Genomic DNA, 20180 nt, shown 5'->3' with positions numbered 1-20180 from the left:
GGTGCTGATATTACAATTCAATGAGGCCCGGATGATCACGACCCTGAATGTCATTGCCGCGTTGCTGACAATCGGTTTTGGCCTGTTCGGCTTTCTGGCGCCAGTTCATACCGCCAACGCGCTGGATCTTGCGCCTACCAACAGCACCATGGGTCTGAGCGAGCTGCGCGCTTCGGTCGGAGGGCTGTTTGTGGTCTCGGGCATTGCTGTCATCTGGCTGAATGCTCCGATGGCCTACACAATGCTGGGCATTGTCTATGCCGGGGCCGCACTGGGCCGCTTCCTGTCACTGGCGCTGGATAACCCGCCTTTTGTGAAGGCAGCAACCTTTGGTGGAATCGAACTGGTGCTGGCGATATGGTTGATCGCCGCTAACTTCAACAGGGCCGCATAACGTGCTGTAATTAAAGCGGTCCAAGATGTGTATTCTGGGTTTGCATCCGCAGCTCTCCTCACCTATATATGAGGTGTCCTTCGGGACTATGGACATAAACGCGCTCGTAATAAGCGGATCGGACCCGGGGGCGGTACCCGGCGGCTCCACCAAAATCCTTCGTTTGAGGATCACGGGGCCGAAACAGGATCGACGAACGTCTAAAGGGGTAAGCTTTGTCTCGGCTGTCTGCCACCGTTACCGGCGAAAACAGTACAATTGCAAACGACAATCGTGCTCCGGTTGCAGTTGCTGCGTAAGCAGTAACAAGACCGAAACTTAAGTCCTTGCGCCTAGCCGCGTAAGGCGGGGTTCGCAGGTACCTGGCAACAGAAACCTGCACTTCCCCCCAATATGTCTGATATTTATGCCGCCCTTGCGCAGATTCAGAGTTTGTTCATTCCTTTTTGCCATCGTGTTCGCAGTTGGACAGGAGCGTTGGGATGACGAATTCAGAGATACTCAGATCCTGGTATTCTGAGGTTTGGGAAAACGGAAACACCGAGGCAATCGATCAGTTCTTTGCGCCAGAAACCATGGCCGAGGGGCTGATCCCCGAAATGCAGGTGGGTGCAGACGATTTTCGGGATCTCGTCACGGCATTTCGCCATGTCCTGGGGGATATCAAGGTGGATTTGCCCAAGATCATCGAGAATGGCGATTGGGTATCCGCCATCCTGCATGTGCAGACGTGCCGGGCCGATAATGGTGCCCCTTTGGAGGTCACCGGTCAGGTCATGGCCCGGTTCAAAAACAATAAGATGGTCGAAGCGTATAATCATTTCGATTTCATCTCGTTTTTTGAAGAGATGGGTCAGTTTCCTGCCGACACCCTTCCGGTGTGCATGACCGGTCAGAGGCTCGACTGGGCCTGACGGTTCAAACCGTAAACTTGACCCCCTACGTTCTTGCGCGGTAGCACTGATGCAGGGGGTCAGCTTGCGAACACCCCGTGAGGCGTCAGCCCAAGCTTCGCATGGATCCGAATGACTAAAGGAGACATGCTATGGCTGCTCTTAACGCCATCACACCAACCCAATTGAGCCGATTGATCGGAACGCCTCGGGCGCCGGTTCTGATCGATATACGCACCGATGCGGATTTCAGCGACGATCCGCGGCTGATTCCGGGGTCAATTCGCTGCCCGCACACGGAACTTGACGCGATGAGTCGTCTGATTGGCGACGACCCTTGTGTAATTATCTGCCACAAGGGCAAAAAGCTCAGCCAAGGGGTGGCGTCCTGGCTGCGCGGGATGGGCAAAAACGCCGAACATCTGGAAGGCGGGTTTGAAGGGTGGCACGAACAGCGCGAGGCGCCGTTGGTCCCACAGTCGATTCTGCCGGCGCGCATTGACGGCAGCACATTGTGGGTTACGCGTCAAAGGCCCAAAATTGACCGTATCGCCTGCCCCTGGCTGATCCGCCGGTTTGTCGATCGCAATGCACGGTTCCTTTTCGTCGCGTCGGAAGAAGTTCAGGGAGTCGTTGATCACTTTGGTGCCACCCCCTTTGACGTTCCGAATACATTTTGGACGCATCGGGACAGCGGCTGCACATTTGACACGATGATCCGGGCATTTCACCTGCGAACCGAGGCGCTTGAGCGTATGGCCCGGATCATTCGCGCTGCGGATACCGACCAGAATGATCTGGCCCCGGAAGCCGCTGGGTTGCTGGCGTTCTCGGTCGGTTTGTCCCGCCAGTATCGCGATGATCATGCTCAGCTTGAAGCCGGGTTGCACTTTTATGATGCCCTGTTCCGCTGGGCACGCGACGGGTTTGATGAAAAGCATGACTGGCCATCGGGTCATGGCGCATGAAACCTTCGACACTGGACCTTTTCAAGGTATTCGGACGGATCGGCCTGTTGTCATTTGGGGGGCCCGCTGCCCAGATCTCGCTGATGCATCAGGAACTGGTCGAGCACAGGCCCTGGCTGGATGAACAGACCTATCTGCGCGCGCTTTCCTTGTGCATGTTGCTGCCCGGTCCCGAGGCAATGCAATTAGCAACCTACGCAGGCTGGCGTTTGCGCGGCGTCGCGGGCGGGCTGATTGCGGGCAGCCTGTTCGTGTTGCCGGGGGCGTTTGTCATTACTGTTCTGGTCGCGCTTTATTCAGCATTCGGCGACGTTCCACTGGTGCAATCCGCATTTACCGGCATCAAGGCGACCGTCATTGTGATCGTCCTGCAAGCCCTGCGCAAGCTGTCAGGTAAGGCGCTGACGGATACGGAGCATCGTGTCATCGCGGGTCTGTCGTTTCTGTCGATCTTTCTGTTCAACCTGCCCTTCCCCCTGATCATTTTGATCGCGGCCCTTTGGGGGTATTTGCGTTATAATGGACCCATCGGGAAAACCGCGGCTCAGGACACGCCGCACCTTGCCCGCTCGGCCCGGACGATAGCGATCTGGTTGCCGCTTTGGCTGGGGCCGCTTGTCGCGTTAACACTCAGCGGCCACCAATTGCTCAGCGATCTGGGATGGTTCTTTGCCCGGCTGGCTGTTGTGACCTTTGGCGGCGCCTATGCCGTTCTGGCCTATATGTCGCAAACGGTTGTGGATCAGTACCACTGGATCAGTGCAGACCAGATGATCGACGGATTGGGGCTGGCAGAAACCACCCCTGGGCCATTGATACTGGTTACACAGTTTGTCGCCATGCTGGCGGGACAGATCAACGGTGGATTCTCACTGGCGCTTGCTGCGGGCGCTGTTGCGCTATGGGCAACGTTTGTGCCCTGCTTTCTGTGGATTTTCCTGACGGCCCCTTACCTTGACCGTCTGGCCACACGCCCCCGCCTGTCTGCCGCCCTTCACGGCATTACCGCCGCTGTTGTCGGAGTGATTCTCAACCTTTCCGTGTGGTTTGCCCTGAACGTTCTTTTCGAATCGGTGCCAGACATGAATTTGGGTCCGGCGGCAATACCCGTGCCCCAAGTGTCTTCGCTCAACATCCCGGCGCTTGCGTTAACCTTTATTGCTGGAATATTGATATTTCGACTAAAATTGGGGATCGGAACAGTGTTGGTTCTGATGTCACTGGCAGGGCTGGTTGCGCATAATATCTGATCAATCCGATCATACCTGCCCTTTCGTTTCCGAACAAAACCCCTATGCTGAGCTTAACCACTTTTGAGGATGACACATGTCGCAAGGCATCGACTATGGCAACCTGATGCACACCGCCATGCGCGGGCTTATCAAGACTGTGCTGACGGATGTATCGAAATCCGGTCTGCCCGGAGCGCATCACTTTTTCATTACCTTCGACACACGCGAAGATGGCGTGGATATCGCCGATTGGCTGCGCGACCGGTATCCGGAAGAAATGACAATCGTCATGCAACACTGGTTTGAAAACCTCGAGGTCGGAGAGAACGGATTCGCCATTACCCTTAATTTCGGAGACGCGCCGGAACCGCTTTACATCCCCTATGGCGCGATCAAGACCTTTGTCGATCCATCGGTGGAATTTGGACTGCGGTTCGAAAGCCCGGACGACGAAGATGAGGACGATTATGTTGCAGAGGACTTGATCGAAGTCGAAGAGGAAGAACAGGCGCATCACGACGCCGATGTCGTGTCGCTGGACAGCTTCCGCAAATAAGCCTTTGAGCCCCGCCCTGCGCGGGGTTCAGCGTTTCATCAGAAATGTTTCGACAGATCGGGATTTCTGACCGTCTATGAAGCGCGAGAATGACAGGTTCAGCCCGTCTTCGGCCAGGGTTCGGTCGAACTGCTGCAATTCATATCCGCCGTCAACGTCAATGAACAACGAAAACACCGTCAGCGTTTCGCCTTCGATACGCCCCCAGACGAAGGGTTCACCTTTCATCGGATCCAGCGGAACCTCATGACCGAACACGTTGCGTTTCATTGCGGCCGAAAATACATCCGGGCGGTCCGAGGGCACGAAGTCGATGGAAAACTGCTGTTCTTTTACCCGCCCGTCCAGCTTGTAGGTCGTGGTTTGCCAGCTGACGTTGAACCCGTTTTTGGTCTCGAAAATGGAAACGCTCATATCCCGCGGGGTTGAGGTTCCGTCCGCATCCACGACATTTGCCGAGCCCACATAATCCCCCAGGAACGGGGTAATGTCCGCGGCGCGCGCAGATGCGCCCAGAACAGACAGCCACAAAGCACAGACAGCAAATAACACGATCGCTTTTTCAAGCGTAATGCGATGGAAATTCGACATCTTGTCCTCCAAGGCGGCTACGAACCTATTGTAGCTGAGAGGGGGCCGCGCACAATGGCACATTCCCCGACGATAACAATAAAAGTGACGCACCCCGCGCCTATACCTTTGACGCCCTTGGGTTTAAGGTGCGCGCAACTGGCCGATTGCGTCACAGCTTGGCTGCGGCTAAACGGCATACAACAGCATACCAGACGGAGTGACAGATGTCTCAGACCCGCACCGAATCCGACAGCTTTGGCCCGCTCGAGGTTCCTGTCGACAAGTATTGGGGCGCGCAAACGCAGCGTTCGATCATGAACTTCCCGATCGGTTGGGAGAAACAACCCATTGCCATTGTGCGTGCGCTGGGCGTGATCAAGCAAGCCTGCGCGATGGAGAACAAGGCGACCGGAAAACTGGATGCCAGGATTGCCGATGCCATCATTCAGGCCGCGGGTGAGGTGATCGAAGGCAAGTTTGACGACAACTTTCCGCTGGTCGTCTGGCAGACGGGTTCCGGCACCCAGTCGAACATGAACTCGAACGAGGTCATCGCGAACCGCGCCATCGAAATTCTGGGCGGTGTCATCGGTTCAAAAGACCCCGTGCATCCGAACGATCACTGCAACATGGGTCAGTCGTCGAATGACACCTTTCCCACCGCGATGCACATCGCCACAGCGATGAGTGTTCGTGACGTCCTTCTGCCCGGGCTTGAAAAGCTGGCCTCTGGTCTTGAGCAGAAAGCTGATGAGTTCAAGGACATCATCAAGATCGGCCGGACTCATACGCAGGATGCAACGCCTCTGACACTGGGGCAGGAATTCAGCGGTTATGCCCACCAGATCCGTCAGGGGATTGCACGCGTTCACGCAGCGCTGCCCGGCATCTACGAACTGGCGCAGGGCGGCACCGCCGTCGGCACCGGCCTGAACACCCAAAACGGTTGGGGCGAAGCGGTTGCAGGCCATATGGCGCAGATCACCGGCTTGCCCTTCGTGACTGCGCCGAACAAGTTCGAAGCGCTGGCCGCCCATGACGCCATGGTCTTTATGTCCGGGGCTTTGGCGACCATCGCGGGCAGCTGCTATAAAATCGCCAACGACATCCGTTTCCTGGGCTCTGGCCCACGTTCGGGGCTTGGCGAACTGATCCTGCCCGAGAACGAGCCCGGCTCGTCCATCATGCCCGGCAAGGTGAACCCGACCCAGGCCGAGGCGCTGACACAGGTTGCGGCGCATGTGATGGGCAACAACGCCGCGATGAATTTTGCAGGCAGTCAGGGCCATTTCGAGCTGAACGTCTATAATCCGATGATGTCCTACAACCTGTTGCAATCCATCCAGTTGTTGGGCGACGCTGCCGACAGCTTTACCGAGCGGATGTTGCTGGGCATCAAGGCCAATGAGCCGCGCATCGACAAGCTGATGAAGGAATCGCTGATGCTGGTGACGGCGCTGGCCCCGACCATCGGCTATGACAACGCCACCACGGTCGCCAAGACCGCGCATAAGAACGGCACAACCCTCAAGGAAGAAGCCATTGCGCTGGGGTTTGTGGACGAGGCAACCTTTGATGCCGTTGTGCGCCCCGAACAGATGATCGGCCCGAAAGACTGATGGGCAAGCCGGTCAACCTGAACCGGTATCGAAAAGAAAAGGCGCGGGCCGAAAAGAAGGCCCGCGCAGACCAGAATGCCGTCGCCTTTGGGCGCACCAAGTCCGAGAAAACAATCGTCAGGCTTCAGCAGGACAAGCAGAGGCGTGACCTTGACAATCACGAGCTGGATGAATGAGCGGTCGACCGATAAAACGTTCATTGACCCTCAAAGGACACCGGACATCAGTCTCGCTTGAAGATGAGTTCTGGCGGGCATTTCGCGACATTGCGAAAGAAAAAGATCAGCCAATCAATGCACTGGCCGCGCAAATTGATGTTGACCGCGACCCGGAAACCGGATTGGCCTCGGCTATTCGCGTGTTTATTCTGAACTGGTACCGAGACAAGGTTTAACGCTTGTCAGATCTTGGCTGTTGGGTATAACGTCCTCAAGGAACAAAAGGGGTACATTCATGGGTAACACGGTATTGGGACCTGACGGTCAACCTCGGTGTTCCTGGTGCCAGGCAGCGCCGGAATTCTTTGACTATCATGACAACGAATGGGGGTTTCCGGTCTCGGATGATCAGCGATTGTTCGAAAAACTGTGCCTGGAAAGTTTTCAATCGGGTCTTAGCTGGCGCACGATCCTGAACAAGCGCGAGAATTTCCGAGAAGCGTTTTACGGATTTGATTTCAACAAGATGGCTGAGTTCTCTGAAGCCGATGTTGAACGTCTGCTGCAAAATGATGGGATCATTCGCCACCGGGGCAAGATCGAGGCGGTGATCAACAACGCCCGCCGCGCGCAGGAACTGGTGGCGTCAGAAGGATCGCTGGCAGCCTATGTCTGGCGGTATGAGGCGGAAACCCCGCCGCCCCCGCAATCGGCATCAACATCGCCCGAGTCGGTGGCCATGTCGAAGAACCTCAAGAAACGGGGTTGGAAATTTGTTGGCCCCACGACGGTGTTTGCGTTCATGCAGGCCATGGGGCTGGTCAATGACCATGCCAAAGGCTGTATCAGCAGAATAAAAGCGGCACAGTTGCGCCGCTCTTTCACGAAACCTGTCTGAGGATCAGACAGAGGCTTTGAAGATCTTGTCGATATTGCCGCCCAAAGCGGCGTTGAATTCGGCGTCCGACTGCTGTTTCGAGAGACCTTCGGTCAGTGCGCGCGAGAAAGACGCGATCATTTTGCCGTTCTGTTCCAACAGGTTGCAGGCCTCTTCGGTCGAATACCCGCCTGACAGCGCGACAACGCGCAGAACGCGAGGATGGTCGGCCAGTTCGTCATACAGGTTTGCCTGTGTCGGGATCGTCAGCTTCAGCATGACCTCCTGCCCCTCACCCAGCTGGTCGAGGTTCTTCAGGATTTCAGCTTTCAGAATCTCCTCGGCCTCAGCCTTGGTTTCTGAATGAATGTTGACCTCAGGCTCGACGATCGGAACCATTCCGGCGTCAGTCACTTCACGGGCAACGTCGAATTGCTGGGCAACCACGGCCGCGATGCCTTCGGCATTGGCCTCGTGGATGACCGAACGTTCTTTGGTACCGAACACGCCTTCTGCCTTAGCCAGCGTGTCGGCCAGACCGGGGATCGGTTTCATCAACTGAACACCGTTGGCCTGATCCTCAAGGCCCTTGTCGATTTTCAGGAATGGCACGATTCCTTTGACCGACCAGAGGTAATCAGCGACTTTGCGGCCCTCGATCTCTTCACCAAGGGTGCGTTCGAACAGGATCGCACCGATGACTTTGTCTTTGGTGAAGTCATTTGCCAGAATGATCCGCGCGCGCATCTTTTGAATTTCGCCGAACATCTCAGCGTCCGAGCCGTAGGTCGACGCGTCAACGCCGTACAACGCCAGAGCTTTCGGGGTCGAGCCGCCGCTTTGATCCAATGCCGCGATAAAGCCTGCGCCGTTGATCATCTGCGCGCGCTGTTCTGCTTTGGCCATAATGTTTTCCCGTTCAATGATGATTCCGATGTCTTCCCCCGCATACATCACAGTCAGGACCGATGGTAGTTTGTTAGCGCTCAACCAGCCGCAACCATATGCCATCCCTGGATCGAACGGTCAGATGGGCCACCGGAACCGGCGTTTTGCCGCTGATTGTTTCGAATTTGAAATTCCGCACCAGCATCGACAGGATCAGCGGCCCTTCGACCATGGCAAACCCGGCCCCGGTACAGACGCGGGGACCTGCGGAAAACGGGATATATGCCTTACGCTGGCATGTTTTGCCGTTTTCACTGTTCCAGCGGGTCGGGTCAAAGCCATCGGGATTGTCCCATAACCGTTCGTGACGGTGCAGGTGCCAGGGGCTGATTACGATTTGTGACCCGTTGGGAACGTCTCTGTTTCGGAACTGGTGTGGGCACTTGGCCTCTCGCACCATCATGGGAACCGGTGGGTACAGGCGCAGTGCCTCGCGAAACACGTCGCGGCTGATCTTGAGTTTGGAAACCGAGGCAAAGGTCGGGTCGTCCAGAGCGGCAGCTTCGTCAGTAATCCTTTCCTGCCATTCGGGATAAAGCGCCAGCAGATACAATGTCCACGCCAGGGCCGATGCGCTGGTTTCATGGCCTGCCAGAAAGAAGATCGCGACCTGATCAACCATTTCTTTGGGCCCGAAAAACTGACCGGTTTCAGGGTCAGCGGTTGTCATGATCTTGGTTGCCAGATCATCGGGGGCGGTTCCGGCCTTGATCGCCTCTGCCCGCTCATGGGTCAGGTCAGTGATCAGGTTACGAATGTCTTCGGCGTTTTTCCGTGTCGTCCGGGAGTGGAACCGAGGCATCCATTTGGGCAGCGGAACGAAAGCTGCAAGGTTCAGCAGAGGTTGTTCGCGCTGGTAGTTGCGGAACTTTTCAAACACCTTGCTGGCTATGGCGTGGTCGATCGGCACCGAAAACAAGGTGCGAAAAATCACATCTGCTGCGGCGTGGCTTGTCTGTTCTTCGACTTCGATCTGTTTGCCGACATGGGGGCGCAACCGCTCAACACAAGCGTCTGCTGCGGCCAGCATGGCGGGAAACGTGTCTTTCAGCCGCCCGCCCTCAAATGCCGGGTCAATGATGCGTCGCTGACATTTCCACGTCTCTCCATTGGTTAGAAACACCGAATTTCCAAGCAAGGGGCGCAGGCCTTCGCTGATCCGGCCCGATTTAGGAAAATCTTCGGGGCTTTTCCTGAGGACGATGTCAATCAGGTCCGGTTCATTGACCAGGAAGGACCGGAAGAAGGGTGTCCTGAATTCGGCCATCCACGCGCGATAAAGGCGCGCTGGCTGTGCAGACAGCAGATCCTGACGAAACAGTTTCAGGTAACGCAATAGGGATACCTTGTCTGCGCGCGGCTGGGGCTTGGGCGGGTTCATGGGCGAACCGACGTGTATTTGGACACAGGCGTCTCAATCCGGCTGCGCGAAGGTGTGCGCCCAAGGAACCGCTGTTTCAGCGTCAAAGGGCCTGCCGTAATTCGGAAATAGTCGTAAACACCCGGCGTATCGAATACGCAAAGGTACTGAAAATGCAGCCGGAAGAACCGCCAGCGCAGGGCTTTCCAACGTTCAGGCGCCAGAGTTTGCGTAAAGGCCGCCGACAGGACAAGGGGCCAGCGTTTGTCCGGCCCGGCCACCCCTGTAACGGCCACCGGATCACACAGCGCAAATGCGCAGCCATCCCCGGGGGCCGAGACATCGACCCACGTGATGTCCGGACTGGAAGACAGGAATTGAAGGTCGGACCGAAGGCCATGCGCATTTGGCAGAAAGGACACCATAGGCATCACCTGCCCCAGGCTGAGGAACGACAACTCTGCCCCCTGTTGCGGCACGGCCCTGTCGCGGATCAGGTCGGCCAGTACAGACACCCCCAGATGCGCACCCGAACTGTGGCCCACCACCAGAACCTCATCCACACCGGATATCAGCGCGGCTTCAATCGCTTTGCGGAATGCGGCCAGCCTGTCCTTCAGTTTTAGCGGAGTTTCCCCCTTTAACTGTGCGGAATAGGCGTAATCATGCATCAGGTAGTAGGCAAACAACCGGTTGTCGATCTTGCGGAACCACAGCATCAGCGCAACCCCAACGGCGATACCCGGAAACAGACCCCACCTGCCAGCCATCGCCACACATGCCCACACGACTGCACACGCAACCAGCAGCTGAGACACCAACATCGCCACCGGATAGAGCGCCGCAATCACCGGGCCTTTGCGCAACCGCATCAGGCGCCATAAAGCGCCGGTCGAAATGTATATCCACGCCGTGTGGGCCAATTGCGCATAGGTTGCAGGGATCGACGCGGACATGCTGTCGCGCACGATGTCTGACCAGACCAGAACTTCGATCTCCGTCTCGACGGACGCACCGTCCTGAATGGACGTCACGGACCAGCCGAACAGACCCTCCGCGGACTTGGGAGCCATGGCGATCTCATATCCCGAAATCCGGGCCTGCGCTTGCGACTCGGTTCGGTAAAGCTCGCGATATCGTCGCGGCGGCATCGGGTCATAACCGGGGATGTAGAACACCCGGCGTTTGCGCACCTGTGACTGATTTCTCTGACTGCTCATGCCTTTACCTTCTGCCGCGCAGGTTAACGCAGGCTTTAGGTCAAGGTAAGGGGGGCAGACGCTCAGCCGAAATTCGCAAGTGCCGGGAAGGTTTCCAGCAACCACCAGCTGAAGCGGGTGAACAAGCCTGTCACCAGCATGATGCCCACGAACAGAAGCAGCCCGCCCATGACCTTTTCGATCACACCCATATAGGGCTTGATCCGGTTCATCACCGTCATAGAGCGGTTTAGGAACATGGCTGCGAGCAGGAACGGAATACCCAATCCAGCCGCATAGACACCCAGCAACAGCGTGCCCCGCGCCACCGAGGCTTCGGTCGCCGCAAGGGACAGGATCGCGCCCAGTTGGGGCCCGATACAGGGCGTCCAGCCGAATGCGAAGGCCAATCCAAGAATATAAGCACCAAAGACCGAACCACCGGAATCACCGGTTTCGATCCGCGCTTCGCGGTCCAGAAAGGGGATGCGGAAGACGTTCAGGAAATGCAGACCAAAGACAATGACAACGGCACCGGACAGTTTGGCGAAAAGTACCTGATTTTGCAGCACAAACGCCCCGAAGGCAGATGCAGTGAAACCCAACAGCAGAAAAACTGTCGACAGGCCCAACACAAAGAACAGCGCTGACATGGTTGCCTTGCGCCGGGCGCGGGTCTCATCCTGCATTTCGTTGATCGTGACGCCGCTCATATATGCCAGATAGGGCGGCACGATGGGCAGCACACAAGGCGACAGAAAGCTGATCAGGCCACCCAGCAGGGCAACAAACATGGCGGGCAGCAGCCCCGCGTCTATGATTTCTATTCCGAACATGTCTAAGCACATAAGTGATGATTGGCGGTCCGTCACGGGGCCAATGAGTCACATCCTCGTGCTTGGAATCTGGACAATATTACAACTACGCCCTATCCCGAAAATCATGTCAGAGATTACAGATACGCTGGATGCGCTGGGCCTTCTTTGCCCCCTGCCCGTCCTCAAGGCCCGCAAACGGCTGAAATCCATGCCGCAAGGTTCTGTGTTGCGTGTACTGGCTGATGACCCGGCAGCCATCATCGATGTCCCGCATTTTTGCGCCGAAGCTGGCCACACATTGCTGTCTCAGGATTTGGATGGCGAACATCAGGTCTATCTGATCCAAAAATCCGACTGACTTAATGATATAAAAAAGGCGGGCAAATCTGCCCGCCCTTTCATCAGTTGCCCAACGACCACCATCCGCGCCGTTTGGGCCTGTCGGATTCTGGCTCAGGTTCATCTGCCACAGTTTCAAGCACCGGTTCAGGTTCTGCTGCCACGGGTGTTTCTTCCACGGGCGCGTCTTCGACCGGCTCATCGGCAGATTGAACTTCAGGTTCTTCCATCGCAACGATCGCTTCAGCTTGCGCGACTTCCTCAGTCTGCTCGGCCACCTCTGTTGCTTCTGGCTTAGCTTCAGCAGCCTCAGCCGCTTCGCTTTGCTCGGCGACAACCGCCTCGGCAGGTTCGGATTCAGCGTCTGAGGCCGCCTCTTCAACTACCGGTGCATCAGCCGCGGTATCGGCATCAGTTGCTTCTGTCTGTTCCGAAGCCTCTTCTGCCACCGCATCTTTCTTACGACGGCGCGGAGCGCGCTTGCGTTTGGGCTTGGCGGGTTTTTCCTCTTCCGTCGCTTCGGCTTCGGTTGCCTCGACAGCGGTCTCGGTTTCAGCGGATTCGCCTGCGGCATCCTCCTGCTCTGTCCCTTCACCGTCATCCGCGCCCTGTTCCGGCGCGTCACCATTGCCCCCGCCCTTCTTGCGACGACGACGGCGGCGCTTGCGCTTGGGTTTGGTGTCATCTTCGGTCGGCGCGATATCCTCTTCGGTTTCTTCCTCGTCCGAAGAATCGACCAGATCCATCAGCGAGGCATCGACCGACACGACAGGTGCTGTCGCTTCGGGAACAATGCGGCTGGCGGTCTTGAATTTCTCCATCGAGAAATCCGGGCTGACCAGATGCACATCGCCTTCGATCCGTACAGACAGGCCATAGCGCGATTCGATCTGTGCAATATGCTCGCGCTTCTGGTTCATCAGGAAGTTCGCGATACTGACCGGGCAGCGCACCAGAACCTCGCGCGAGCGGCGGCGGGTGCCTTCCTCTTCGATCTGACGCAGGATCGACAGTGCCATGTTGTCGTCCGAACGGATCAGGCCGGTGCCGTGGCATGCCGGGCATGGCTGCGTGGTCGCCTCGATCATACCGGGGCGCAGCCTCTGACGGCTCATCTCGAGCAGGCCAAAACCTGAAATCCGACCGACCTGAATGCGGGCACGGTCGGTTTTCAGTTTGTCCTTCAGACGCTTTTCAACGGACGCATTGTTCTTGCGCTCGTCCATATCGATGAAATCGATGACAATCAGACCGGCAAGGTCACGCAGACGCAACTGGCGGGCCACTTCTTCCGCAGCCTCAAGGTTGGTTTTCAGCGCCGTTTCCTCGATCGAGCCTTCTTTCGTGGCCCGGCCCGAGTTCACGTCGATTGCCACCAGCGCTTCGGTCACGCCGATCACGATATACCCGCCAGATTTCAGCTGAACAGTCGGGTTGAACATCCCCGCCAGGTAGCTTTCCACCTGATAGCGTGCAAACAGCGGCAGCGCGTCCTCGTACCGTTTCACATTCTTGGCGTGCGACGGCATGATCATCTTCATGAAGTCTTTGGCGATGCGGTATCCGCCTTCGCCCTCGACCAAAACCTCATCGATATCGCGGTTATAAAGGTCCCGGATCGACCGTTTGATCAGATCGCCTTCTTCATAGATCTTCGCAGGTGCGATGGATTCCAGGGTCAATGCCCGGATCTGCTCCCACAGGCGTTGCAGGTATTCATAGTCGCGCTTGATTTCCGATTTGGTGCGCTTGGCGCCCGCAGTCCGGATAATCAAACCCGCCCCCGTGGGCACATCAATATCCGCGGCGATTTCTTTCAGTTTCTTGCGGTCAACCGCGTTGGTGATCTTGCGGCTGATCCCACCGCCACGGGCGGTGTTTGGCATCAGAACACAATAGCGACCGGCCAGCGACAGATATGTCGTCAGGGCCGCCCCTTTGTTGCCGCGCTCTTCCTTGACGACTTGCACCAGCAACACCTGGCGCACTTTGATCACTTCCTGAATCTTGTACCGGCGCGGGCGTGGCTTGCGCGGAGGGCGGATGTCTTCGCTGTCGTCTTCCTCGGCCACGGATTCAATCGTGTCATCTTTCGCGGCAGCGTCAGCGTGTTCTTCATCCGCGTCGCCATCATCTGCGTCCTGGTCATCTTCAGACAATTCAGACGCTTCATCGCCATCGTCAGCGCTTGAAGCATCCGCCGCGTCATCAGAATCCCCTGCTGCGTCGTCTTGTGAAGACTCAACTGTTTCAACCTCAGCCTCGTCTTCCGAAGCCGCTTCCTCTGCAGTGTCATCTGACACAGCTTCCGGCGCTTCGTTGTCCTCAGGCTCCTCAACAGGTGTTTCAGCGACGACTTCCATTGGCGATGTCCCCTCGGGCACCTCCATGTCCGCTTCGTCACTGTCGTCAAAATCGATGGTTTCCATACCGGTCGGCTCGGTCGAAACTTCCATCGTTTCGACCAAATCGTCCGACTTCAGATCCGCGGCCTTCGATCGGGACCGCGAACGTCGCTTTTTCGGCTTGCCCTCGTCGGCCTCATCCCGCGCCTTCATGGCCTCGGCATAAGCGCGCTCTTCCTCCATCAACGCCTCGCGGTCGGCGATGGGGATCTGGTAATAGTCCGGGTGAATTTCCGAGAACGCCAGGAAGCCGTGCCGGTTCCCGCCATAATCCACAAAGGCCGCCTGAAGCGACGGCTCAACCCGTGTTACTTTTGCAAGATAGATGTTGCCAGCAAGCTGGCGCTTGTTTTCGGATTCAAAATCGAACTCCTCGACCTTGTTTCCGTCGACCACCACGACGCGGGTTTCCTCCGCGTGGGTGGCATCGATAAGCATTTTCTTAGCCATGTGTCCTTGGTGCACCGCGCCAAACGCGTTGTCCTGACCCGTCCAGGTGGACAGGCACATTTGGGGAGGTGTCTTGTCAGGGCGATATCGGACGGCGCGCGGCAGGGTCTGGCGCTGTGGCCCCCTGCCCGGTCACTCAATCGTTGCGCGCGCGTCATCGCGGTTCTTCTCCGACAGGCGCGTTAGCCGCAGCCTGCCCATTATTCCTTTCGCCCGACATGTCGGACTCAGGTACTACATTGCCCCAAATGAGGCACAATCGGTCTGCTTTGCGGCGAACAATCCGTCATCACCATCAGCAAAGCAGCGAAACTCAATGATTCGGGGCTTATGGACACAAAACTGGCCCGGCCCGTCCGGACACAATAAAAGCAGTCCTGTGGAAAAGACAATGGGCAAACTGCACCGCCCCTGCGACGGCGTGCGGGATCGCCTTCATCTGGCCAAAAATATCCCGGGGGAGTCGCCAAAGGCGACGGGGGCAGAGCCCCCGCCACAAAGTTTACAGATAGTCCGACCGCTGGAGGCCGTATTTGGCCATCTTTTCATTCAGCGTCCGGCGCGGCAGGCACAGCTCATCCATCACAGACGCGATTGAGCCTTTGTGCCGCCGCATAGTGTTATCGATCAGCATCCGTTCAAAGGCTTCGACATATTCCTTCAGCGGCTTGCCTTCAGTGGTCATGACCGGCTGCATTTCCTCGTGATCCGACATCAACAGCGAGGCGATCGTTCCGGACCCACGGCGCGATTGCAGCACCGCGCGTTCGGCAATGTTGATCAACTGGCGCACGTTCCCCGGCCAGGGTGCCTGCAACAGCTGCGCGGCTTCCTGAGCGCTTACCTGAGGCGCATCGCAGCCGTATTCTTCGGCGAACTGCTCGCTCAGACGGGTAAACAGGGTCAGAATATCCTCGCCCCTCTGGCGCAGGGGCGGCATGGTGATGCGCAAGGCGGCCAGTCGGTAGAACAGGTCCGGCCGTAAGACATCTTCGGAGGTTTTTCCCGCCTCTTGCAGGTTCGAGATCGCTACGATGCGTGTCTCGGCCGGCGTGCCCTGCTCGTTCATCACGCTGAGCAGCTTGGCTTGCAGGGAATCGTTGAGCGCTTCGACATCTTCCAGAACCAGCGTTCCGCCCCGCGCCTCTTCGATGGCGGGCAATTGGGCGTCTTCAGGCATCATCGGCCCAAACAGACGTTTGGCCAACGCGTCTTCCTCGTGCGCCGCGCAGGACACCAGCACGAATTTCTTGCCGGCACGGCTTCCAACCGCATGCAGGGCGTGTGCGACAAGCGTCTTTCCGGTCCCTGTCTCTCCGTCGATCAGCACATGGCCATCCGCCTGACCTAGATCGAGGATATCCTCGCGCAGGCGTTCCATAACCGGGCTGGCACCGATCAGTTTGTTCATGATCTGGGTGCCGCCGGACAATTCCCGGCGCAGCGCGCGGTTGTCCAGCGTCAGACGCCGCGCATTGCTGGCCCGTTTGGCCAGTTCAGACATGCGGTCGGGGTTGAAGGGTTTTTCAAGGAAATCGAATGCACCGACACGCATCGCCTCGACAGCCATCGGAACATCGCCGTGACCGGTGATCATGATCACGGGCAAGGTGCTGTCAGCGCCCATCAGCTTTTTGAGAAGCTGAATGCCGTCCATTCCGGGCATCTTGATGTCCGAAATCACTATCCCCGGATAATCCGGACCCAACACCTTGAGCGCATCTTCCGCGCTGGCGAAGGTTTCCGTGTCATAGCCGGACAAAGCGAGCCACTGGCTGATCGATTGGCGCATGTCCTGTTCATCGTCAACAATGGCAATTTTCATGGCTTGTGCCATAGTCATTCCTCGTTATTCCGCGGCTTCAAGGCCGTCGCTTCCCAGTGCAGGCAACTGCATTTCAAACACCGCACCGCCATATTGGCCGTTGCGTGCAGTCAGCCGTCCCCCATGGTCGTTCACGATCCCCGACGAGATGGCAAGCCCCAGACCAACACCGTCTCCGGGCTGTTTGGTTGTGTAGAACGGCTCGAACAGGTTTTCGATATCCTCGATTCCGTGCCCGTTGTCGCGTACGGTCAGCACAGCCGTGTCACCAGCTGCCAGGATGATTTCCACATCTGGCTCCGCCACTGATTTGGTGGCGTCCAGCGCGTTTCGCAAGAGGTTGACCATGACCTGCTCGATGCGCATTCGGTCCCCCATCACGATCACGGGTTCCTCTGGTACGATCTGTGTGATCTTCACGTGTCGCTGACGCAATTGCGGCTCCATCATCGACAGGGACGAGGCCAGCGCTTCACCAAGATTTACTGGTGAAAACGCATCCGCACCCTTGCGCGCATAAGACTTGAGCTGCCGGGTAATTGCCCCCATCCGTTCGATCAGACCATCGATGCGGCCAAAGCTGGCAAGGGCCTCTTCCGGGCGGTTGCGGCGCAGCAACAGGCGGGCCCCGGCCAGATAGGTTTTCATTGCCGCCAGTGGCTGGTTCAACTCATGACTGACCGCGGCCGACATCTCGCCAAGGGCGGCCAGTTTCGAGCTTTGCGCAAGCGTCTGTTCCGCCAAATCCAGCGTCTTTTCAACCCGTTCACGTTCAGCGATTTCCCGCTGTAACCGTGCGTTCAATGCGCGAAGCTCTGCCGACTCGCGCTGGAACAAGGTCATGCGCAACGTGGCACGGCGGCTCAACGCATAGAACGCAAGCGCCAGAAGAATCGCAAACCCCATGATTTCCAGCGCCAGAACACTGTTCACCTTTTCCCGGATCGAGGCATAGGTCGTGAACGAGGTCATCTGCCAGCCGCGGAAAGGAATGCGCGTCTCGATCCGCATCACCGCTTCGCCCTGAAGATAGGCATCAGGCGGCAGCGCGGTCCAATCGGTTGTTGCCCGGATCGCGCGCTGGATCGCCCCTTGTGGCGGTTGGCGCAGCATCGCCGTGTTCTCATCCAGCCCGCGCCAGCGGGGTTCCGTGGACAAAATGATGTTGCCGGTGCTGTCGGTAACCATCACCGCATCCGAGATACCTGCCCAAGCGCGTTCGAACTTTTGCAGGTCAACCTCGACGACGATTACCCCCAGAAACTCGGCGCCGTTCTCCAACCGGCGCGAATACACAAAGCTGTATCCGCCTGCGTCCTTGGGAATAACAGAGAAGATCGTCGCGTTCGAGCGGATCGCATCCACAAAATAGGGCGTGTTCCGGTGCCCCTCGCCCAACCTGTTCCGGTCGGTCGCGGCAACTGTGCGCCCGTCGCTGTCCAGCAATACCAGTGAGGCCGCGCCGATCTCTTCTACGAATGAAATAAGGCGCTGTGTCGACAGGGTGTAATCGCCTGACTGCAATGCCGAAATCAACGTCGGGTCGCGGGCAAGCAATTGCGGAACAATCGAGTTGCGGCGCAGTTCACTCAGCAAGTTGCCCGAATACAGCGTCAGCCGCAGTTCCGCCCGGTTGCGCGTGGATTCGGTGAACCTGTCGGTCAACAGCCGGTTCGTGACCCACACCGTTGCAATTGTCGCGACCAGCAGAACAAGAACCGCCAGCCGCAACCGCCAGCCCAGCGGTGCACCACGAAACGGTTTCAACATATTTGACCAGCCAGATCGAACTTCGGGGTTCATGGCGAAAGGTTACGCCCCGGCGGGCGAGACCTCAAGTCACGCCGCTTCAAACACACCTGACAATGCGCGGAACAACGCCACCCCATCTGTGCCGCCATGGCCCTGATCTGCTGCGCGTTCGGGGTGCGGCATCATTCCAAGCACGCGGCGGTTTTCCGACAGGATCCCGGCGATATCCCCGACCGAGCCGTTCGGGTTTTCGGCATAGGTGAACGCGATCCGGTCCTGATCTTTCAAAGCGGCCAGTGTCGTGTCATCCGCAAAATAGTTGCCATCGTGGTGCGCAATCGGAATACCGATCACATCGCCTGCGTTGTAACCGCTGGTAAACGCGCTGTCGCTGGTTTCAACCCTTAGGCCAACGGTCTTGCAGATGTATTTCAGCCCGGCATTGCGCAGCAAGGCGCCCGGCAAAATGCCGGTTTCCGTCAGAACCTGAAAACCGTTGCAAATTCCGACGGTATAACCGCCGCGCTGCGTGTGTTCGACGACGGCCTTGCAAATCGGCGATTGCGCAGCGATTGCGCCGCACCGCAGGTAGTCTCCGTAAGAGAACCCGCCCGGCACACCCACGATATCAATACCTTCGGGCAAAGCCGCGTCTTTGTGCCAGACCATATCGACCTGAAAACCGGCCTGCTCAAAGGCGACGGCAAGATCTCGGTCACAGTTGGATCCGGGGAATACGATTACGGCTGCGCGCATGGCGGGCCCTCCTACGAGACAAAATCTGTGACAACCGCAACACCCGGAGGCGTTGGATGGTCAAAAGCGGCAAGCTCGGCGCTTACCTGGTTCAGGGTTATTTTCCGGGTCACCAGCGGGCTCAGGTCGACCCCTTGACCCGCGATCAGCGACAACAGCGACGGATAGCGCCAGCTTGGCATCCCACGGGTGCCAAACACGGAGAGCTGACCAGAATAGAGCACATCCATCGGCAGCGACATCTGCACATGGTCCCCCGCGGGCATTCCGATTTGCACCATGCGGCCCATTTTACGCAGGGATCGCATGGCGGAAACGGTCGTGGCTTCGACGCCAAGCGCCTCGATCGCAACATGGGCACCGCCACCGGTGATGTCTTTCACCGCCTGTGGGGCATCACATGTTGCGGCGTTGACCACCGCATCGGCGCCCAGAGTTTTGGCATAGGCCAGCTTGTCTTCGGCGATATCGACAACGATTACACGCGCGCCAAGCGCCTTGCCCAGAAGAAGCGTTGATATTCCGACACCGCCGCCGCCAAAGACAGCAATCCACTCACCACCCTGCACCTGCGCCCGGCCAACAAGCGCCTGCCAGGCCGTGGTTACGCGACACCCCAATGCGGCGGCGATTTCAGGCGCGATGCTGTCTTGCAAGGATGTCAGGTTGGCATCGGCATGAGCCACGGCAACATATTCAGCAAAAGCCCCGTCACAGGCAAAGCCGGGCACGACCTGGTTCGGACAGATTGTCTGATGACCCTGCGCGCAGTCCGGGCAATGCCCACAGGCAAGGATAAAGGGCGCAATCACCCGGTCCCCGACACGCCACCGTGTGACGCGCGCACCGACCGAGACCACCTCACCGCAAAACTCGTGACCGGGTGTCATGGGCAGGACAACGTCCGGGTCAGAGCCCGACCACGCGTGCCAATCGGACCGGCACACGCCGCAGGCCAGCACCCGCACCACAACACCGTCTTCGGTGGGAACCGGGTCGGCGATCGTCGACACCTCAAGCGGTTGACGATAGGTGATCAGACGCGCGGCCCGCATCAA

Annotated in this window: 20 protein-coding genes and 1 other RNA gene; 11 read left to right on the top strand and 10 right to left on the bottom strand. The window is 57.8% G+C overall.

Going from position 1 to position 20180, the window contains the following annotated elements; translation table 11 throughout:
- Positions 1-31 precede the first annotated feature (31 nt).
- The 6 genes from ACR0D9_RS04275 (at position 32) to ACR0D9_RS04250 (ending at position 4043) form a co-directional block, all read left to right on the top strand.
- The gene (locus ACR0D9_RS04275; RefSeq protein WP_480537818.1) at positions 32-394 is read left to right on the top strand and encodes a DUF4345 family protein; all 363 of its coding nucleotides are present in this window, start codon (positions 32-34) and stop codon (positions 392-394) included.
- A gap of 36 nt (positions 395-430) precedes the next feature.
- Positions 431-777, top strand: a transfer-messenger RNA (tmRNA) gene (gene ssrA, locus ACR0D9_RS04270).
- Positions 778-876: 99 nt separating this feature from the next.
- On the top strand, positions 877-1308 hold the full coding sequence (locus ACR0D9_RS04265; RefSeq protein ID WP_209503996.1) for an ester cyclase: 432 nt from the start codon (positions 877-879) through the stop codon (positions 1306-1308).
- 131 nt (positions 1309-1439) lie between these two features.
- Positions 1440-2255 carry a chromate resistance protein ChrB domain-containing protein gene (locus ACR0D9_RS04260; protein ID WP_480537816.1) on the top strand — a complete coding sequence of 272 codons (816 nt, stop codon included), beginning with the start codon at positions 1440-1442 and terminating at the stop codon, positions 2253-2255.
- Positions 2252-3505 carry a chromate efflux transporter gene (chrA, locus tag ACR0D9_RS04255; RefSeq protein WP_480485710.1) on the top strand — a complete coding sequence of 418 codons (1254 nt, stop codon included), beginning with the start codon at positions 2252-2254 and terminating at the stop codon, positions 3503-3505. Before ACR0D9_RS04260 ends, chrA begins: the two co-directional genes overlap by 4 nt.
- A 76-nt stretch (positions 3506-3581) precedes the next feature.
- The gene (locus ACR0D9_RS04250) at positions 3582-4043 is read left to right on the top strand and encodes an SspB family protein (protein ID WP_480481054.1); all 462 of its coding nucleotides are present in this window, start codon (positions 3582-3584) and stop codon (positions 4041-4043) included.
- A gap of 27 nt (positions 4044-4070) precedes the next feature.
- Here the strand turns inward: ACR0D9_RS04250 and ACR0D9_RS04245 are convergent, their stop codons facing one another.
- On the bottom strand, positions 4071-4634 hold the full coding sequence (locus tag ACR0D9_RS04245; RefSeq protein WP_480481056.1) for a hypothetical protein: 564 nt from the start codon (positions 4632-4634) through the stop codon (positions 4071-4073).
- A 206-nt stretch (positions 4635-4840) separates the two neighbouring features.
- Between ACR0D9_RS04245 and fumC the strand changes: the two genes are divergently transcribed.
- From fumC to ACR0D9_RS04225, 4 genes are read left to right on the top strand one after another with little or no spacing between them, the layout of a single operon-like run.
- Entirely contained in the window at positions 4841-6235 is a 1395-nt protein-coding gene (gene fumC / locus ACR0D9_RS04240; RefSeq protein ID WP_480481058.1) for a class II fumarate hydratase, read from the top strand.
- Positions 6235-6411 carry a DUF4169 family protein gene (locus tag ACR0D9_RS04235; protein ID WP_480481060.1) on the top strand — a complete coding sequence of 59 codons (177 nt, stop codon included), beginning with the start codon at positions 6235-6237 and terminating at the stop codon, positions 6409-6411. The genes fumC and ACR0D9_RS04235 overlap by 1 nt, the downstream gene beginning before the upstream one ends.
- Positions 6408-6629: a ribbon-helix-helix domain-containing protein gene (locus ACR0D9_RS04230; protein WP_267364385.1), complete on the top strand. Its 222-nt coding sequence runs from the start codon at positions 6408-6410 to the stop codon at positions 6627-6629. The genes ACR0D9_RS04235 and ACR0D9_RS04230 overlap by 4 nt, the downstream gene beginning before the upstream one ends.
- Before the next feature lie 59 nt (positions 6630-6688).
- Positions 6689-7291 (top strand): DNA-3-methyladenine glycosylase I, encoded by a 603-nt coding sequence (locus tag ACR0D9_RS04225; RefSeq protein ID WP_480537815.1) that lies wholly within the window; start codon positions 6689-6691, stop codon positions 7289-7291.
- A gap of 3 nt (positions 7292-7294) precedes the next feature.
- On the opposite strand, the gene ACR0D9_RS04220 is transcribed toward ACR0D9_RS04225, so the two are convergent.
- The 4 genes from ACR0D9_RS04220 to ACR0D9_RS04205 all read right to left on the bottom strand — a co-directional run bounded on the left by ACR0D9_RS04220 (position 7295) and on the right by ACR0D9_RS04205 (position 11613).
- Entirely contained in the window at positions 7295-8176 is an 882-nt protein-coding gene (locus ACR0D9_RS04220; RefSeq protein WP_480537813.1) for a fructose bisphosphate aldolase, read from the bottom strand.
- Positions 8177-8249: 73 nt separating this feature from the next.
- Complete coding sequence (locus ACR0D9_RS04215) at positions 8250-9599, bottom strand: cytochrome P450 (protein ID WP_480537811.1); 1350 nt, start codon at positions 9597-9599, stop codon at positions 8250-8252.
- Positions 9596-10798 carry a hypothetical protein gene (locus tag ACR0D9_RS04210; protein WP_480537809.1) on the bottom strand — a complete coding sequence of 401 codons (1203 nt, stop codon included), beginning with the start codon at positions 10796-10798 and terminating at the stop codon, positions 9596-9598. Before ACR0D9_RS04210 ends, ACR0D9_RS04215 begins: the two co-directional genes overlap by 4 nt.
- 62 nt (positions 10799-10860) lie before the next feature.
- Entirely contained in the window at positions 10861-11613 is a 753-nt protein-coding gene (locus tag ACR0D9_RS04205; RefSeq protein ID WP_480537808.1) for a cytochrome c biogenesis CcdA family protein, read from the bottom strand.
- A 106-nt stretch (positions 11614-11719) separates the two neighbouring features.
- Between ACR0D9_RS04205 and ACR0D9_RS04200 the strand changes: the two genes are divergently transcribed.
- Positions 11720-11953, top strand: coding sequence for a sulfurtransferase TusA family protein (locus ACR0D9_RS04200; protein ID WP_480481072.1), 234 nt, complete (start codon positions 11720-11722; stop codon positions 11951-11953).
- A gap of 43 nt (positions 11954-11996) precedes the next feature.
- On the opposite strand, the gene ACR0D9_RS04195 is transcribed toward ACR0D9_RS04200, so the two are convergent.
- The 5 genes from ACR0D9_RS04195 to ACR0D9_RS04175 all read right to left on the bottom strand — a co-directional run bounded on the left by ACR0D9_RS04195 (position 11997) and on the right by ACR0D9_RS04175 (position 20177).
- A complete protein-coding gene (locus tag ACR0D9_RS04195) occupies positions 11997-14789 on the bottom strand; it encodes an Rne/Rng family ribonuclease (protein ID WP_480485725.1) in 2793 nt (930 codons plus the stop codon).
- 502 nt (positions 14790-15291) lie between these two features.
- Positions 15292-16626 carry a sigma-54-dependent transcriptional regulator gene (locus ACR0D9_RS04190; RefSeq protein WP_480476731.1) on the bottom strand — a complete coding sequence of 445 codons (1335 nt, stop codon included), beginning with the start codon at positions 16624-16626 and terminating at the stop codon, positions 15292-15294.
- A gap of 12 nt (positions 16627-16638) precedes the next feature.
- Positions 16639-18384 carry a sensor histidine kinase gene (locus ACR0D9_RS04185; protein ID WP_480481076.1) on the bottom strand — a complete coding sequence of 582 codons (1746 nt, stop codon included), beginning with the start codon at positions 18382-18384 and terminating at the stop codon, positions 16639-16641.
- Positions 18385-18453: 69 nt separating this feature from the next.
- Positions 18454-19122, bottom strand: coding sequence for a phosphoribosylformylglycinamidine synthase subunit PurQ (purQ, locus tag ACR0D9_RS04180; RefSeq protein WP_480537806.1), 669 nt, complete (start codon positions 19120-19122; stop codon positions 18454-18456).
- A gap of 11 nt (positions 19123-19133) precedes the next feature.
- On the bottom strand, positions 19134-20177 hold the full coding sequence (locus tag ACR0D9_RS04175) for a zinc-dependent alcohol dehydrogenase family protein (protein WP_480537804.1): 1044 nt from the start codon (positions 20175-20177) through the stop codon (positions 19134-19136).
- Positions 20178-20180: the final 3 nt, after the last annotated feature.

The sequence above is a fragment of the Ruegeria sp. AK11 genome, assembly GCF_056541095.1.
Note: the sequence above shows the minus strand (reverse complement) of the source record. Positions and strands in the feature narration are given on the sequence as shown.

Coding starts and splice junctions, on each gene's coding strand:
- ACR0D9_RS04275 (WP_480537818.1), top strand. CDS start 32: ATGATCACGACCCTGAATGTCATTGCCGCGTTGCTGACAATCGGTTTT.
- ACR0D9_RS04265 (WP_209503996.1), top strand. CDS start 877: ATGACGAATTCAGAGATACTCAGATCCTGGTATTCTGAGGTTTGGGAA.
- ACR0D9_RS04260 (WP_480537816.1), top strand. CDS start 1,440: ATGGCTGCTCTTAACGCCATCACACCAACCCAATTGAGCCGATTGATC.
- chrA (WP_480485710.1), top strand. CDS start 2,252: ATGAAACCTTCGACACTGGACCTTTTCAAGGTATTCGGACGGATCGGC.
- ACR0D9_RS04250 (WP_480481054.1), top strand. CDS start 3,582: ATGTCGCAAGGCATCGACTATGGCAACCTGATGCACACCGCCATGCGC.
- ACR0D9_RS04245 (WP_480481056.1), bottom strand. CDS start 4,634: ATGTCGAATTTCCATCGCATTACGCTTGAAAAAGCGATCGTGTTATTT.
- fumC (WP_480481058.1), top strand. CDS start 4,841: ATGTCTCAGACCCGCACCGAATCCGACAGCTTTGGCCCGCTCGAGGTT.
- ACR0D9_RS04235 (WP_480481060.1), top strand. CDS start 6,235: ATGGGCAAGCCGGTCAACCTGAACCGGTATCGAAAAGAAAAGGCGCGG.
- ACR0D9_RS04230 (WP_267364385.1), top strand. CDS start 6,408: ATGAGCGGTCGACCGATAAAACGTTCATTGACCCTCAAAGGACACCGG.
- ACR0D9_RS04225 (WP_480537815.1), top strand. CDS start 6,689: ATGGGTAACACGGTATTGGGACCTGACGGTCAACCTCGGTGTTCCTGG.
- ACR0D9_RS04220 (WP_480537813.1), bottom strand. CDS start 8,176: ATGGCCAAAGCAGAACAGCGCGCGCAGATGATCAACGGCGCAGGCTTT.
- ACR0D9_RS04215 (WP_480537811.1), bottom strand. CDS start 9,599: ATGAACCCGCCCAAGCCCCAGCCGCGCGCAGACAAGGTATCCCTATTG.
- ACR0D9_RS04210 (WP_480537809.1), bottom strand. CDS start 10,798: ATGAGCAGTCAGAGAAATCAGTCACAGGTGCGCAAACGCCGGGTGTTC.
- ACR0D9_RS04205 (WP_480537808.1), bottom strand. CDS start 11,613: ATGTTCGGAATAGAAATCATAGACGCGGGGCTGCTGCCCGCCATGTTT.
- ACR0D9_RS04200 (WP_480481072.1), top strand. CDS start 11,720: ATGTCAGAGATTACAGATACGCTGGATGCGCTGGGCCTTCTTTGCCCC.
- ACR0D9_RS04195 (WP_480485725.1), bottom strand. CDS start 14,789: ATGGCTAAGAAAATGCTTATCGATGCCACCCACGCGGAGGAAACCCGC.
- ACR0D9_RS04190 (WP_480476731.1), bottom strand. CDS start 16,626: ATGGCACAAGCCATGAAAATTGCCATTGTTGACGATGAACAGGACATG.
- ACR0D9_RS04185 (WP_480481076.1), bottom strand. CDS start 18,384: ATGTTGAAACCGTTTCGTGGTGCACCGCTGGGCTGGCGGTTGCGGCTG.
- purQ (WP_480537806.1), bottom strand. CDS start 19,122: ATGCGCGCAGCCGTAATCGTATTCCCCGGATCCAACTGTGACCGAGAT.
- ACR0D9_RS04175 (WP_480537804.1), bottom strand. CDS start 20,177: ATGCGGGCCGCGCGTCTGATCACCTATCGTCAACCGCTTGAGGTGTCG.